We start from the raw sequence: 14,943 nt of genomic DNA on the forward strand, positions 1-14,943 counted from the left end.
GCCGATGATTACAAAAAACGAAAAAAACATAACTTTATTCGCGTGCATGTTTGTCTTACCAGCTAGATTAATGCTTACATTAGTGATGCAAATAAGTCTTGCCATAGCTTAAAAGGGACAAGGACTATTTCCAAAAAAACGTTCGCCAGTAATGGGATGGTCAAACTCTAATCGCGTAGCATGTAGCATTAGTCGAGGTGCAAGTTGATAAGAATAAGCGTCACCATATAAGTCACAACCAATAATTGGATGACCAATACTGTGAGCGTGGATCCTAAGTTGGTGAGTACGGCCAGTTTCAGGGATCAACTCAACCCGGCTTATAGTTGCTAACTTGTTATCCCCTAGCCTTTTTTCATAATGATTTTCTGGTAGATTATTCAATTTATTTTCAGAATTTTGGTTAGCATAAACCTCTTCACCAATTAGCCGATAAATGGATTTGGCAGGTTTTCCCTCCAAAGGACAGATCTTCATCTTCGGAAAATTAGGCTTATCTTTAGCAATTGGGGCCTCGATAACTCCTTGTTGTTTTATAAGTTTACCTAGCAAGAGTGCGGTATAACTTTTATCAACGCTTCGCTGGCTGAACTGTTTACTCAATAACGCATTGATCTGTTTATTTAAGGCAATCACCATGATCCCCGAGGTCCCCAGATCTAACCTATGCACTAAAGTGCAACTAGGAAAGATTTTTACCAGGCGGTGATGAACAGAATCTATGTTTGCTGGGTGCTTACCTGAGAGTGACAACAGACCAGAAGGCTTATTGATTAATAAAATATGTTCATCTTGGAACAAGATTTTTATTTCTTCAAAGCAAGAAGGCGCAATAAAGTCATCTGCCACTGAAGGAAAATAGGATTGATTAGAGATAGACACGAATACAAGCTCAAGCGAATAAGACTGCGTATCATACCTGAAATTGGTAATTTCAACGAGTCACAGCAAAGATAAACTAATGGGATAATGATGAAAAGTTCACTTAATAATTTCCACACAACGACTGAGATTATAGCTTTCAGATTAATTAAAACGGGGATTATCACACTCAACTAGACCTGTCTTGTTCGACTGGTGCTATTCATTGATATTGCATAAAAACTTAGAAATAAAAATGTAATCCCGAGATATTTCTAATCAAACTGCATACCTAGTTTAAAGTATGAATAAATAGGTGGAGGAAATTCAAGTTGTATAATAACAATTACAATGGATAACGTACTTCCGTGTACGCTCCATGGGGGCAAATCTTGAAACTAGAAATGAAAAGTCACAAGAAATTTTAATGCTTAAAAATCAATTCTAAAACCAATGCTGGCGATAGTGTCATCAAAGTCAGAGTATTGCTTAACATCAAACTGACCAATTTCGGTATGCACACGAGTTGACTTTGATAAGCGATATTCTGCACCAACAGCCCAAGTAGACACTTCTGGAACTTCAGTTGCTGCAGCACCTAACTTGTCATAAATACGATTGGCAATGACACCAGTACCCGAGTCATCTTGTCCGTATTGCGCTTTTAAGGTCAATTTATCTATTTGATATTTAGCGCTAATGATAAAGCCATCGCCATCACGTTGCTGCCAATTATCTTTATTTGGATTTACGATTTCAGAAGTTTGGTACATAGTACCAAGCATCAGGTTGTTATATTTGTATTGTGCAACAAGACGAGTACCTTTGATGTCTTCAACACCATCGGTATAAGCAGCAGCTAAATATAAGTCTCCGGTTTTGAATAACTTATCGCCATAGGTTAATGCAACTTGATAGTTACCATTATCACGACGAACATCATCTTCACCATAGTAGTTATCTTCTAGAATGTAGCTAGCACCGAATTGCAGCTTATTCCATTTTACTGTTTTATATTCTAGCGAGTCGCCCCAACGCTTATCGCCAGCAAACAAACGGTCATGCTTTAACGAATACATGTCCATCGCATCAGATGTACCTTTAGCCATCTTAAATACTGGATCGATTCGACCTGCCGCAAGTTGACCTACAGTTGAATGCTTTATCCCTAAAAATGTTGGTCGTGCAGAAAAAGGATTATTGTTCTTACCTTCGCTAGCTCCGTTAACACCCACTTCGATTTGGTAAAAAACGGTAAAATCTTGATTAAGTGCTGCGTTGCCTTTAACACCTAGACGACTCCAGTTATTTTCTAGAATCGTGCCGCTCTTACCACTATGAGTTGCACTGCCACTATCTGAATTGGTAACTGAGTAATCAATACGACCATAAAACTTATAAGCATCAGCCATAACACTTGGTGAGGCCATAATTGCAGCAGCAAGCAAAGTTAGTTTAACTGTTTTCATCATCTATTCTCTTAATATATAAAACTTAAAAGTAAGACGACTCCCTAATACTTCGACATCTGGGAGTCGTGCATTAGGGCTATTTATTGTTTTTTATGTTCTAGGATCATGCCGTCCTGGCGCATTTCTTTATACAAAACCTCAGCTAAATTTAGGTAGTTATCCCAAGAGTTTGAGCGTTTTGTAAAACCTGTTGCGGCGTAACTGCCAGTGTCGCCAGTTGCAGGTAGATCATCAATCATGAAAAGTGAGCCACCTTGTTGAAGGTGCGCATTTAGCCCATCGATCATCACGTTAAAACCGATACGAGCTGGCTCTACATAATTAATAGATTCGTACTTTGATTGACGATAGAATTTCTTTTGTGATGCATCTTTAATTTGAGCCTTTTCATCAGCGAAGATTTCATCATAATGCGCTTTGGTGATTTGCTTAGTGTCGGTATCAACAACAATACGTAGCATCGCGGTTACACCGGTCCACTTGCCTTTAGCATCCATTAACTTTTCAGCTTGTTGATAGAATCTTTGATTGCTACCTTCTCCATTAATTTTTGCATGGATCTTTGCAGTTAATGGAACCATCGATTGTTGAATGCTGTTTGATGCACCAGCCACAACATCAATACCTAAATACTTAAGGCGATTTGGCTCTTTAAGCTTGTTGCCTAACTTAGCGTCGTATTCTGGATTTAGGTCAAAAGTTAACTTGTCCTGCTCAACCATTAACTTTTCCATGGTTAACGCTGACTGAACCCAGGCCGTTCCCTTTTTCTTACCCATTGAAAAATTGTATTCAGACATACGCTTAGGCACGTTTTGGTATAAACGCGTGTAATAATTTGGACGACCGCTTTCGTTAAACTCAGCAAAAATCACGTTTTTAGCATTGTTAAGTTCAGTAACTATTGCGACACTGCCCATGTGGCCTTGGCGGAAGCGCGCTTCTTCGTAGTAGTAGTCGCCTTTGATTAAGCCTAGATCCGGTTGAATAGACCACTTAAGTTTAAAGTTATCGTCAGCACTTTCTTCTTTAGCACCAACCGCAACGTATTCTGGTTGACTACCATTTGCTCTTGGTAAAGAGTTAATAGCTTCTAAAATACCGTTTGAAGAATAGGTTGCGCCAGATACCGCATCAATTCCCTCATGGCCATTTTTTGCAACGACCTGAGACAATAAACGCTCTGCGTTTAAATACAGTGATTCTGTTTCGTTATGAGATTTGGTTTTTATATCTACGATATGACCATTTTCAACTTCAACGGTTAAGGTGATCAGGCCTTTCTTGCCCTTAGCTGACACATCGTGAGTACCATCAGCATACTTGCCCTGCTCCATTGTTGTTGAACAACCAGCCAGAGTCATGGTGGCAAAAAGTACAGCGCCACTAATTATGGATTTATTGAATGTTTTTAAGCTTTTCATTTTGTCAGCCTTAATGGGTTATTTCATTAAGGCCAGAATATAAGGATTAAATTTCTCCACAATTGCGGAAATCCGCAACTGGCATATCTAAGTTGCAGTTTTTTGACTTGGTTAACAATTATTAATACCGCAGATTATAATTTTAGATAATTATGTTATTCATCTAACCCATAATGTCATTGTTAACTTTTATTATGAAGCTTACCTCCATATTCATTTTAGTATCTAGTTTGTCTTGTGGGTTTATCTACAACGCTCAGGCTTTAGAAAATAAAGATTTACCTGTAGCACCAGACTTTGAAGTTATCAAAGTCGATACCAATGGGCAGCCGTACCAATGTAACAGCAATGCTATAGTTAGCACTAAGAATGGTGTATCTAATTTAACAACGCTGAAGTACTTTGGTACATCGATTACGATTGATATCTATGACAATAATATTGATAACCTTGATAAGGTATTTTGCAATAGCTTAAATGTTATTCAGGAATATCACTACTTAGCATCTAATTATAGTACTTACCCTCATGTTACAAATATAAAGTCGATTAATAATGCGCCAGAAAAATTACATCATATCGACCCTAAGTTAACCGAGCTAATTGAAGCAAGTATAGATTGGCATGCCAAGTCTGATGGTTATTTTAATATCGCACTTTCCCCTGTTATTGATATTTGGCGTAGTTATCGAGCTCAGTGCAAGGGGCAACGCAAGCTAGATGATAAGTGCGAAATTCCAACTAAAACTGAATTAAGCTCAGTCAAGCATTTAATAAATATAGATAATATAAAGTTAGATACAGTTAACAACACCATACAAATGCAAGCAGGAATGAGTATCGATTTAGGCGGTGTGGCTAAAGGCTGGATGGCTGAAATGGTATATCGTCAGCTAAAAGCTGATGGTATTAACAACTTTATGATCAACGCTGGCGGCAATATTCGCCATTTTGGAGTACACCCTGAAGGCCGAAATTTTACAACAGCTATCGAAGATCCAATCTGCAAGAAGTTTAATAACTCTTTAAGCCAATGTTTAGATTTTAATGGCCAATACCATGAAGTAGTGACAGGACGAGATATAAGCTTGGTCTCTAGTGGTAATTACTTACGCTATTATCGAGTACAAGGAAAAGAATATCACCATATAATCAATCCAAAAACGCTTTTTCCGAAAGCAACTGGTGTTGCAACAACGGTTGTAATGAATAGCAACCATATTTATGCAGATATTATTTCTACAATGCTATTTTTAATGCCACTCGAAAGCGCCGTTAAATATGTTAACGAACATGATGAAGTTGAAGCTATTTGGTATTTGAATGATGATGGTGACAAAGTCATTAGTAATAACTTCAATAAATATAAACTTGAACTGTAAATGCCTTATTATTTTTATATTTAACTTTCCACCACGGCTGATTAATACAAATCAGCCGTGAAATATAAAACAAAATTATATCTATCACGATTAACAGCAAGTAATAAGAAATATAAAATCTGCTGTAAGATTATAATTAACATTAAATATTTATCCTGTAGCGGTTTTCCGCAACACTTTCAATTTTGTGACTCGCTTCACTTAGCACGCTGTTTATTTCTACAAACTTCTATAATGAAGTCATAATACACAGGTATTTTCTCGATAAAGCCACAAATGATAAAAACTTATCCTAAATCTATCGCTATCGCATGCCTTTCGTTATTTGCATTCAATAGCTACGCCTTAGCTCAGAGCGATCCTATTCGAGTGGGCGTATTGGCTTTTACCCATACAGACAGCGTAACTCAGCGCTGGCTTCCTACAGTTGCTAGAATAGAAAAAGATCTTAATAGACCATTTGAGTTAGTTGCATTAACGCCAAGCGAATTAGACTCTAGCGTCGCTGAAGGAAAACTCGATTTTTTAATCACCAATGCTTTGACAGGTGTAAGCTATAAAAAGGATTTTGGCACCACGAGTTTGCTGACATTAGTCCCGCAAGGAAATAACGAGCCAACACGCTCGGTTGGCTCTGCGCTTATCACACGCGTTGATGAGCAAGTAAACAGTTTTACCGATCTAAAATCATTAACCGCAGTTTCTACTGACAAACAAGCTTTTGGTGGCTTTCAAATCATGGCCGGTGAAATGGCGCACAATCAGCTCAACCCATTTAAAGATTTTAAGAGTCTTGAATTTGTCGGTTTTCCACAACAAAAATTATTACAACTGGTTATTAGTGGCAAAGCTGATATGGCGATTTTACCAACATGTGTATTAGAGCAAGCACTAAGCAGTGGATATATTCCAGCTAATAGCCTCAAGGTAGTACTCACTAAACCGACTACGAGTTTTCACTGCCAAACTTCTAGTGAATTATACCCCTATTATTCATTTTCTAAGTTAGGCAAAACCGACCACCGCCTAGCCACTGAGGTTATTAAGTCACTGTTAAATATAAAACCTAGCGACCAAGCTGCGGTAATTGGCCGTTATGAAGCCTGGTCTGCTACCGTAAATGATAGCCATGTATTTACACTGTTAAAGCAATTACAACAGTGGCCTTTTGTGACCAATTGGACCTCTATATTCAGAAGCGCCATGCCTTGGGCAATCGTCATTTCAATTTTGCTGTTTTTCGGCTACGTCCACCACCTACGCGTGAAAAGAATGGTGGTTATTCGTACTCGCGATCTACAGCAAGAAATCACTCAACATACACAAACCCAAAAAGCATTACTTGAGCAAACCAAGCAGTTTTATAAAGCTCAACGTGTTTTGTTAACCGGGGAAATGGCTTCAGGCATTGCTCACGAGTTAAATCAGCCTTTAGCTGGGATCCGCTATCTCACTCAAGGATGCATTTACCGTTTATCTGACGAGCAAACAGAGCTTAAAGAAGCGATGAACAAGGCAATACAACAAGTAGATAGAGCCCAGTCAACGATAAAGCGCTTTAGGCATTTTTGTCAGCAACCTAGTGTTATGACTGAGTGCAACTTAAACCTAGTGTTAGAAGAAACACTTAGTTTGATGGCACCCGAGTTTCTTAGAATGCATTTGACGCCCAAGCTTGTCAGTGAGCCGGTGGATTTAATTGCCGACCCTAGCCTGTTACAGCAAGTATTTGTCAATATCATCCGTAATGCATTAGATGCTATGGCTGACGCAGAACAACCTTATCTTGCAATAAGTCTGATAAAGCATCCTCACAAGGTCACTATCGCTTTTGAAGACCATGGTACTGGTTTAAGTGAAACCGCGTTAGAAAGGCTCTTTTTTCCGTTTGAAACCTCAAAAGAGAATGGCTTAGGTCTCGGCATGATAATTTGTAAACGGATTATTGAAGAGCATGATGGTGAAATCTACGCAGTAAACAACCTAGATGAACACCAGCAGGTTACAGGGTTAACCATCTCTATTTCTTTACCGATCAAGGAGTCTTAAATTGACCCAACTGTATCTTGTTGATGACGATCAAGCAGTGCTAGATTCTTTAACTTGGATGTTAAACGGCCTCGGCTATCAACCTCAAGGTTTTTTATCTGCCGATAATTTTTTAAAGCAGGTTGATATTCATAGCGAAGGTATTGCAATACTTGATGTGCAAATGCCAGGTATGGACGGTAGCGCTCTACTCAGTCATTTGACTAAGTCACAAAGCCCTATCGCAGTGATCATGTTAAGCGGTCACGGCAATATCGCCATGGCAGTACAAGCGATTCAAAAAGGTGCGTTAGATTTTTTAGAAAAGCCGGTTGATGGTGACAAACTAGTCAATTTACTTGAACAAGCAAACTTGCAAACCAAACTTAATGTACAGCGCAAAACCGAGCGAGATCTCCTCAGTTGCAAATTGGCTACGCTAACAGCCAGAGAACTTGAGGTGATGGAGAAAGTACTTGAAGGCAAGCTTAATAAAGTGATTGCTGCAGAGCTGAATATTGCCCAAAGAACATTAGAGTTACACCGTCAAAAAGTGATGCAAAAGATGCAGGTCAGCAACGTAGCTGAACTTGCCTTTTTAATGGGTAAAAATGTCGAATAAAAAGCAGTGCCTACTTTAATAATGCAATCGATTTGTGTATAAAAAATACATTTGAGGCCGAGATTTAGTGCTTTAGTTTTAATAACTTAGATTTAGTCGCTTAGATTTAGTAGCTTAGTTTTAAAGGGCGAATTTGAGAACTAAATTCAAAAACAGTAAATCAAACCGACCAATTTAAATAAGCACATACGTTAAATTAAGCAATACGACTGCCTGGGCTACGAACTAAGTTGGCCCAGGAAGCACAAAACTCCCAACCTTTATCCTTGCATACTAAACCCGCTTTATAACGACTCTTCGCGTAAGTAGCATCACTTAGGTTAATGGGCTGCACCTCATGGCTTAATTGGGCTATATGCGTATCTTGGTGTTCTGAGGTCGATGCTTGCAGCCAGCTATAAATGCCGGCGATAAGTGCAAACGACATAGTCAATGTAGGCAAAATTAAGCGATAAAAACTCGGCTTTGCGTGATTTGGTTCAGCCAACCGCATGTTAAGGCTTACAAATATTTTGCCTTGCATCCATTCGTTGAGCATTTTCGCAGTCATTGACGGCATTAAACATCCTTTTATTCGCCTAATTAACAACCATAATAGCGTAAATTCGAGCGAACTCAACTTGTTACACTAATTGATAATGTTATCGTGCCTCCTAGGTGAACCAATAACTTAGCTTTGTATAAAGAAGGATGGCTCCCTCATATACATTTTATTTGGTTTTTAAGGGCGACTAGTCGTTTTTCAGCGCCTTTAGCATTGCATCATTATACACAGAGGTTAATTGCTCTATTGCGCCAGCTTCTCGCACATTACGGCTCCGGCCTTTCAATGAAGATTCAACAAACAAGGCAAACCATGCTTCAAGCGCTGCACCGTTGTGTGGCTCTCCTGCAGCGCTCAAGGCAAGTGCTGCAACCTCTGCTGTACCAAGTTGAAAATCACGTGCACCTTTTCTTAATGCATAAGAAGCGGTGGTTTCAGGTGAAAAGGAAAACAACGGCAAATGGTGTAGATATTCGCTTTTTCTAAACATTTTAATGGCTTCACGCCAACTGCCATCTAAGATAATAAAAAGCGGCTTTTTTCCACCAAGACAATCATCTTTTGAAACCTTGTTAAATACCGCTTGGCCATCAACAGCATATTCAGCCGGAAAAATCACAAAAGGCTGATACTGTGGATCGTTAATAATTGACAGCATCTTTCGGTTTGGATCGTTTCTTGACCAAATAAAAGCATGGGTATCAGGCACTAGATCAGCAATAAGTCTGCCGCTGTTGCTTGGCTTTAACACTTCATCGTCATACATCACCAATAAAAACGCCAGTTCACTATTAACTTGCTTACGCTTACTGCAGGTACAAAGGTGTTCTGCTAATAAGCAAGATTGACAACGAATGACGTTTTTACCTCTTGCCGTAAAAGGCCTAGAGGAAATCGCTTTTCTGTATTCATACAAGTTATGTACTGCATGTTTTGGCAACATCTTTGGGAACCTAAATTTTAATGCTTAAGTAAAACATTAACCTATAGCAAATTAAATTTGCCCGGCTATCGTTAGTGTTTGTAAAGCAAAAAGCCTGCACGAGGGCAGGCTTTAAATTGTAAACATTAAAGCTACAAGATCCGGCGAAGCAAAAAGTCTGCTTTTAAACGTTTAATCCGTTTCATCAATTTACGAACCGGAGCTGGATAATTGTGTAATGTTTCTATTTGGCTGTAATGGAACAAGCGCTCTGTGTGCTCAAGAATATGTTCTTGTTCATCTTCAAATGGCTTCTTCCAGCACTCGCTCTCATCTTGCAATAATAAACCATTTTCTAGATCAAGCGCCCAAGCTCTAGGGTTTAAGTTACTACCAGTAATTAAGTGCTTTTTACCGTCAGCGCTTATACCTTTGAGGTGGAAACTGTTACGGCCATCTTTCCATAAATGAATATTCAATTGTCCGTTTTCAATCGCCCATTGTTGACGTTTAGCAAACTTACGCAATGATTGCTCATACATATATGGCAAAGCACCAATGGTGGAAAACTCTTCTTCTGGCGGAATATAGAAATCATTGGAGGTCTTATCGCCCACTACTATATCTATTTTCTTGCCTTTACGAAGATGTTTAGCCAATGCCCGAACTAAAATATATGGCGGGTTAAAATAAGGCGTACAAATAAACAGCGCGTCTTCAGACCCTTCAACTAAAGAAACGATAACCTTATTTAACTTGTTCTTTTTACGGCCAAGACCTACGAGCGGTGTCACACGATTGCCAATCTTGGTTTGGCTGTATGTGTATTCAGCTTTAGACAATCTATGCTTAAGGCTGCTCACTTCCGCTTTTGACGGTAAGTGTTCCGATTCTTTTGGCTGAGTTAACGAACTCACCGCTACATCATGAGCCAAATACTTTTGGATCATCTCGCGCATACTACGTGCAAGTTCAGCAGACTCAAGTACATGGTAACGGTCGAAACGGTATCTATCCGCTTGGTGTAAGTAGATATTATTGATGCTAGCGCCGCTATAAATCACTGCATCATCAATGATAAAGCCTTTAAGGTGTAACACGCCCATAAACTCACGAGACTTTACAGGAACACCTAAAATATCAATTGGGTACTCAGCTTCTTCATTGACCTTGCGATACATGAAGTAGTTACCGCTATCACCTTTGTGACCGATTAGGCCTCGGCGAGCACGGTGGAAATCAACAAGCACTTTAATATCAAGCTCTGGATTGCGTTGTTTAGCATCCATTAACGCCGCTAAGATCTCTCTGCCCGCTTCATCATCTTCTAAATAAAGTGCTGCGATATAAATCGAGTGCGTCGCATTTGTGATTCGAGATAACAATTCAGTTTTTAACGCTTTTGGCGTTAACAGCCATGAAAGCGAGTCTGGTTGTAGCGGTATGCCACCTAGCTTATTCAGCAAGGCTTCTCTCCTTAATAGTGCTGACCATCTTTATAATATGTGCTCGGTGCTAACTGCCTAAACATAATAATGACTTGTTTAGCATTCGGATAAGCTTTTAATACAGCTTCACGAATAACCTTTTCGGCACGATGGTGTGTTTCAGGATCTTTGGGAAACCATAATACTTCGACTTGTGCAATATCGTCGATTTTGACACCGTGACGATATTGGCTAGTGCTGATCCAGTCGAGTATAAAAGAGTCTGGTTTTGCCTGACAAACGTCAGCTAATGCCTCGAGTAAACTCTCACTGAGTTTCGCGACTACTAACTCCGGTAATCCGCTGACTCTTATATGTGGCATTAAAGATCCTCCTAGATAAGGGCATAGAAATTACCGATTTAAGCGCCTTTGGGCAAGGTTTTTCTATCAATATCGCTCTCTAGCGCTAGTTTTAGCTGGGTTCTTGCGCTGTTAGGCAGTTATTTGTCCATATACTAAGGCAAATAACACCGGTAAATTTTGTGATCTAGCGCTAATTGTTTACCCTAACTTGCAAAGATCACCGCGCTGTTGTTTGCTAATATAAGAGTTTATTTTTACGAGTGTGAGACATTCATGAATTTCAAAATACTCCTGACTCTTGCCGCTGTCTTATTGAGTGCTTGGGCTATTTTTCACTTTAAAACTCAGCTTGGCATTTTTGTTGTGCCACTATTTTTTGGTTTAGTATTTTTTGTCACTTTACGCCTATACAGACTAATGGAAAAAGACGAGCCTAGCGATAATCGCGACTAAGGTTTGTGCAACGATTATTACGCCCTACTCTAGATAACATAAATATAAACAAGGACGAACTTTTGGGAATACGCTCAATCACTCCACGTATTTTTTCCGCCCTACTCGCAGTTTGTCTTGCTCCATCAATATCGGCTAATGAATATTTAACCAATATGATGGCGGCGATAGCACCTAAAACCTCTCAAACCGCCGTTATCCTAAGCACTGAACTAGACGGCACTTTTCGAGTAAATGATCAGCAACTGTTTACTCCTGCAAGTACAATGAAGCTTTTAACCGCGGTAGCTGCGACACAAGCTTTAGGTGAAAACTACACGTTCAAAACCCAAATAGACTCCTACGTGAGTATTGCCAACAATCGAATTGAAGGTGATCTGTTTATCCGCTTTGATGGCGACCCGACACTGTCATCTCGTGATTTAAATCGACTTTTAAAACAACTTAAAAGCCAAGGTTTAGATCATATCGATGGCAATGTTTATCTCGTTGGTAATCAACAAGAAGCAGTAAAAGCACCAGGTTGGGTTTGGGATGACTTAGGGATTTGCTACGCGGCGCCAGTTTCACGTTACGTCATTAATAATAATTGTATTAAGGCCAAACTAGAGCCAAGACTGGCAGATGATTTAGGTAAGCTGTCTTACGACAAGAGTCAACCGGTTACCATTACTAGTACGGCTGTTTTTGACAAAACCGCTACTAAAGAGTTTTGCGAGTTAGCGCTTAATAGAAGCGATGATAATCAATTTAGCCTATCAGGCTGCTTCCCAAGCAAAAAGCCGCTTAAACTGGCTATTGCTATTTCAGATCCTGCGCTTTACGCGCAAAACATCATTAGCGAGCTGCTTGAACTCAACCAGATCTCGATTAAGGGTGAGGTGTTGCTGACAAACAAAAGGCCTGCCAATACCCTACTAATAGGCGAGCACCAATCTAAACCGCTCAATAGTCTAGTGGGTAGTATGTTATTGCATTCAGATAATCTGATAGCAGATAGCCTGTTAAAACGGATGGGCCAAGTGAAGTATGGCGTTGCAGGATCATTTACTAACGGCAGTAAAGCGATGATATCCATATTAACTGAGCTTGGTATAGATCTCGAGTCTGCCAATATTGTTGATGGTTCCGGTTTGTCACGCTATAACCTGTTAAGCGCAAATCAGCTTTACCAGGTATTACAGCTTATTGAATCTGAAAAGCGATTTAATCACCTTATCGAGCTACTGCCTATTGCAGGTGAAACTGGTACGCTGCAATACCGTAAAGGATATCGTTCAGCGCCACTTAAAGGCCATATTTTTGCAAAAACAGGCTCTATGCTTGGTGCAGTTAATCTAGCAGGCTTTATTAAGGACAAGGATGCTGACTACCGTCCGTTTGTGATCTTAGAAAACGGCCATAGCCCAGCAGTGAAACAAAATGAGGTAGCACCATTTAGCGTACTACTTTTGCAAGCTATCGTTAATTAATGTCACTAAAACTCAGGTTAGCCATTCGCTATTTATCCGACATAAAAAACGCCACTTAATGTGGCGTTTTTCGTTTGTGCAGATGCATAGTGAGCTAAGACTTTAAGCCTCTTGCAAATTCTAATCTTAGAATAAGTTTGCATCCATTTGCATAATAGAGCTGTCACCTTTGCTTACTTGAGATAAATGATACTCAGCTTTAGCAAGTAACTTATCCATATAAAAACGGTTAAGCTGAGCTTTTTGCAGTGCAAACATAGGATCGTCATGGTCTTGAGCCGCATCAGCCATTGCCAACCAGAAACAACCATAAAGTGTGTAACCAAAGGCATCAAGATAATCAACCGCACATGCGTTTATCAACGCAGGTTGCTTCAGCTTATTATCATTAACATCGCTTGCAACTTCTAGCAACTGCTCTAATAAAGCCAAAACCTTAGCTTTATCTGCATCATCAACCTTGCTATAGCGATTAATATTTGTAACTTGCTCAGCAACTAATTCGTGCAGTGCAGTCAGATTGTCTCCGGTAACCTTACGGCCTAAGAAGTCAATGGCTTGAATACCGTTAGTGCCTTCATATATTTGCGCAATACGAGTATCACGAACTAACTGTTCAATCCCGGTTTCTCGAATATAACCGTGACCGCCAAATACCTGCTGCGCCATAATAGCGGCGTCTAAGCCGCGATCACTTAAAAATGCTTTTGACACGGGTGTTAATAAACCCACATAGCGCGCCGCTTTAGCTTTCACATCTGCATCATCAGCGTATTTGGCTAAATCAAGTTGTTGTCCTGTATACACAGACAGCGCGCGACCCGCTTCAGTTAAGGTTCGAATAGTTAACAGCATTCTTCTCACATCGCCGTGAACCAGGATAGGATCGCTTGTAGCACCGGTTGGCGAGCCACCTGCTGCCACGCCTTGTATACGCTCTTTAGCATAATCAGCAGCCATTTGATAAGCGGCTTGTGACGTGCCTAAGCCTTGTATACCAATCGCTAAGCGCTCGTAGTTCATCATAGTAAACATACACACTAAACCGCGATTTGGTTTGCCTATCAGGTAACCCTCAGCCTCATCGAAGTTCATTACGCATGTAGCTGAACCTTTCAGACCCATTTTGTGTTCAATTGAGCCAACAGTAACACCATTTGCTTCGCCTAAGCTGTTATCGTCATTTACCTTAATCTTAGGGACTAAGAATAGTGAAATGCCACTGGTATTGGGCAATTTAGCCAGCACTAAGTGAATAACGTTTTCAGTGAGATCGTGATCGCCACCAGTAATAAAGATTTTACTGCCAGTAATGTTGTAGCTGCCATTGTCGTTAGGCACAGCTTTAGTACGAATGTTACGTAAGTCTGAACCTGCTTGTGGCTCAGTCATATCCATCGCACCAGACCATTCACCGCTATAAAGCATTGGCAAGTATTGCTGCTTTATCTCTTCAGTACCGTGGGCGTGAATTGCTAACGCAGCGCCAGCGGTTAATGAGCCATATAAAGTAAAAGCATTACATGCACTATATGCCATCTCATCAACGAGTACGCCTAGCATTTTAGGCATACCCATACCACCAAGATCAGGATCGCCACACAAGCCAACCCAGCCACCTTCAGCATACTGGTTGTATACCTCTTTATAACCGTCAGGTGTGATCACAGTATCAGCTTCGAGACGAACACCTTGCTCATCACCATTGCGGTTTATAGGATGGATCAGCTCACGGCATATTTTATCTGCTTCATCTAAAATAGCCGCTGCAGTATCTATATCTACCGATTCTGCCATTGCAGGCATTTCAGACCATGTTTTAGGGGCGTCAAATACTTTTTCAAGTAGAAAGCGCATCTCAGCTAACGGGGCGTTATACGGGTTCATACAGGACTCTTAAACAATAGATTAAAACAGTTGTTTCAATTTATCAGAAGTTACTTCAAAAGACACCCCCTATAGAGCAAAACT

At 40.1% G+C, this 14,943-nt stretch carries 13 protein-coding genes; 5 read left to right on the forward strand and 8 right to left on the reverse strand.

The features are described from left to right. Positions 1 to 108: 108 nt before the first annotated feature. The 3 genes from MSG37_RS10960 to MSG37_RS10970 all read right to left on the reverse strand — a co-directional run bounded on the left by MSG37_RS10960 (position 109) and on the right by MSG37_RS10970 (position 3,757). On the reverse strand, positions 109 to 882 hold the full coding sequence (locus MSG37_RS10960) for an RluA family pseudouridine synthase (RefSeq protein WP_248470710.1): 774 nt from the start codon (positions 880 to 882) through the stop codon (positions 109 to 111). Between the two features lie 410 nt (positions 883 to 1,292). Then, positions 1,293 to 2,333, reverse strand: coding sequence for a porin (locus MSG37_RS10965; RefSeq protein ID WP_248470711.1), 1,041 nt, complete (start codon positions 2,331 to 2,333; stop codon positions 1,293 to 1,295). 80 nt (positions 2,334 to 2,413) lie between these two features. Continuing rightward, the gene (locus tag MSG37_RS10970; protein ID WP_248470712.1) at positions 2,414 to 3,757 is read right to left on the reverse strand and encodes an FMN-binding protein; all 1,344 of its coding nucleotides are present in this window, start codon (positions 3,755 to 3,757) and stop codon (positions 2,414 to 2,416) included. Between the two features lie 194 nt (positions 3,758 to 3,951). Between MSG37_RS10970 and MSG37_RS10975 the strand changes: the two genes are divergently transcribed. The 3 genes from MSG37_RS10975 (at position 3,952) to MSG37_RS10985 (ending at position 7,789) form a co-directional block, all read left to right on the forward strand. Then, a complete protein-coding gene (locus MSG37_RS10975) occupies positions 3,952 to 5,139 on the forward strand; it encodes an FAD:protein FMN transferase (protein WP_248470713.1) in 1,188 nt (395 codons plus the stop codon). Between the two features lie 276 nt (positions 5,140 to 5,415). Next, positions 5,416 to 7,188: a PhnD/SsuA/transferrin family substrate-binding protein gene (locus MSG37_RS10980; protein ID WP_248470714.1), complete on the forward strand. Its 1,773-nt coding sequence runs from the start codon at positions 5,416 to 5,418 to the stop codon at positions 7,186 to 7,188. 1 nt (position 7,189) lies between these two features. After that, the gene (locus tag MSG37_RS10985) at positions 7,190 to 7,789 is read left to right on the forward strand and encodes a response regulator (protein ID WP_248470715.1); all 600 of its coding nucleotides are present in this window, start codon (positions 7,190 to 7,192) and stop codon (positions 7,787 to 7,789) included. A 196-nt stretch (positions 7,790 to 7,985) separates the two neighbouring features. On the opposite strand, the gene MSG37_RS10990 is transcribed toward MSG37_RS10985, so the two are convergent. From MSG37_RS10990 to MSG37_RS11005, 4 genes are all read right to left on the reverse strand, one after another. Continuing rightward, a complete protein-coding gene (locus MSG37_RS10990; RefSeq protein ID WP_248470716.1) occupies positions 7,986 to 8,348 on the reverse strand; it encodes a hypothetical protein in 363 nt (120 codons plus the stop codon). A gap of 172 nt (positions 8,349 to 8,520) precedes the next feature. Continuing rightward, positions 8,521 to 9,276: a tRNA-uridine aminocarboxypropyltransferase gene (locus MSG37_RS10995; protein WP_248470717.1), complete on the reverse strand. Its 756-nt coding sequence runs from the start codon at positions 9,274 to 9,276 to the stop codon at positions 8,521 to 8,523. Between the two features lie 131 nt (positions 9,277 to 9,407). Beyond that, positions 9,408 to 10,721, reverse strand: a complete 1,314-nt coding sequence (gene pssA / locus MSG37_RS11000) for a CDP-diacylglycerol--serine O-phosphatidyltransferase (protein ID WP_248470718.1) — start codon at positions 10,719 to 10,721, stop codon at positions 9,408 to 9,410. Positions 10,722 to 10,732: 11 nt separating this feature from the next. Next, complete coding sequence (locus tag MSG37_RS11005) at positions 10,733 to 11,065, reverse strand: DUF1904 family protein (RefSeq protein WP_248470719.1); 333 nt, start codon at positions 11,063 to 11,065, stop codon at positions 10,733 to 10,735. A gap of 255 nt (positions 11,066 to 11,320) precedes the next feature. Here MSG37_RS11005 and MSG37_RS11010 point away from each other — a divergent pair, with 255 nt between their 5' ends. Together MSG37_RS11010 and dacB are read left to right on the forward strand one after the other, a co-directional pair. Continuing rightward, positions 11,321 to 11,500, forward strand: coding sequence for a hypothetical protein (locus MSG37_RS11010; protein ID WP_248470720.1), 180 nt, complete (start codon positions 11,321 to 11,323; stop codon positions 11,498 to 11,500). A gap of 62 nt (positions 11,501 to 11,562) precedes the next feature. Continuing rightward, entirely contained in the window at positions 11,563 to 12,972 is a 1,410-nt protein-coding gene (gene dacB / locus MSG37_RS11015) for a D-alanyl-D-alanine carboxypeptidase/D-alanyl-D-alanine-endopeptidase (RefSeq protein WP_248470721.1), read from the forward strand. Positions 12,973 to 13,098: 126 nt separating this feature from the next. Here dacB and MSG37_RS11020 read toward each other — a convergent pair whose 3' ends face one another. Then, entirely contained in the window at positions 13,099 to 14,859 is a 1,761-nt protein-coding gene (locus tag MSG37_RS11020) for an acyl-CoA dehydrogenase C-terminal domain-containing protein (RefSeq protein ID WP_248470722.1), read from the reverse strand. Between the last annotated feature and the right edge of the window lie 84 nt (positions 14,860 to 14,943).

Source organism: Shewanella sp. 1CM18E (genome assembly GCF_023161665.1).
Taxonomy (GTDB): domain Bacteria; phylum Pseudomonadota; class Gammaproteobacteria; order Enterobacterales; family Shewanellaceae; genus Shewanella.

Excerpts from the sequence above, each read along its gene's own strand:
- MSG37_RS11010 (WP_248470720.1), top strand. The coding sequence starts at position 11,321 with ATGAATTTCAAAATACTCCTGACTCTTGCCGCTGTCTTATTGAGTGCT.
- MSG37_RS10980 (WP_248470714.1), top strand. The coding sequence starts at position 5,416 with ATGATAAAAACTTATCCTAAATCTATCGCTATCGCATGCCTTTCGTTA.
- MSG37_RS11005 (WP_248470719.1), bottom strand. The coding sequence starts at position 11,065 with ATGCCACATATAAGAGTCAGCGGATTACCGGAGTTAGTAGTCGCGAAA.
- MSG37_RS10995 (WP_248470717.1), bottom strand. The coding sequence starts at position 9,276 with ATGTTGCCAAAACATGCAGTACATAACTTGTATGAATACAGAAAAGCG.
- MSG37_RS10975 (WP_248470713.1), top strand. The coding sequence starts at position 3,952 with ATGAAGCTTACCTCCATATTCATTTTAGTATCTAGTTTGTCTTGTGGG.
- MSG37_RS10970 (WP_248470712.1), bottom strand. The coding sequence starts at position 3,757 with ATGAAAAGCTTAAAAACATTCAATAAATCCATAATTAGTGGCGCTGTA.
- MSG37_RS11020 (WP_248470722.1), bottom strand. The coding sequence starts at position 14,859 with ATGAACCCGTATAACGCCCCGTTAGCTGAGATGCGCTTTCTACTTGAA.
- MSG37_RS10990 (WP_248470716.1), bottom strand. The coding sequence starts at position 8,348 with ATGCCGTCAATGACTGCGAAAATGCTCAACGAATGGATGCAAGGCAAA.
- MSG37_RS10965 (WP_248470711.1), bottom strand. The coding sequence starts at position 2,333 with ATGATGAAAACAGTTAAACTAACTTTGCTTGCTGCTGCAATTATGGCC.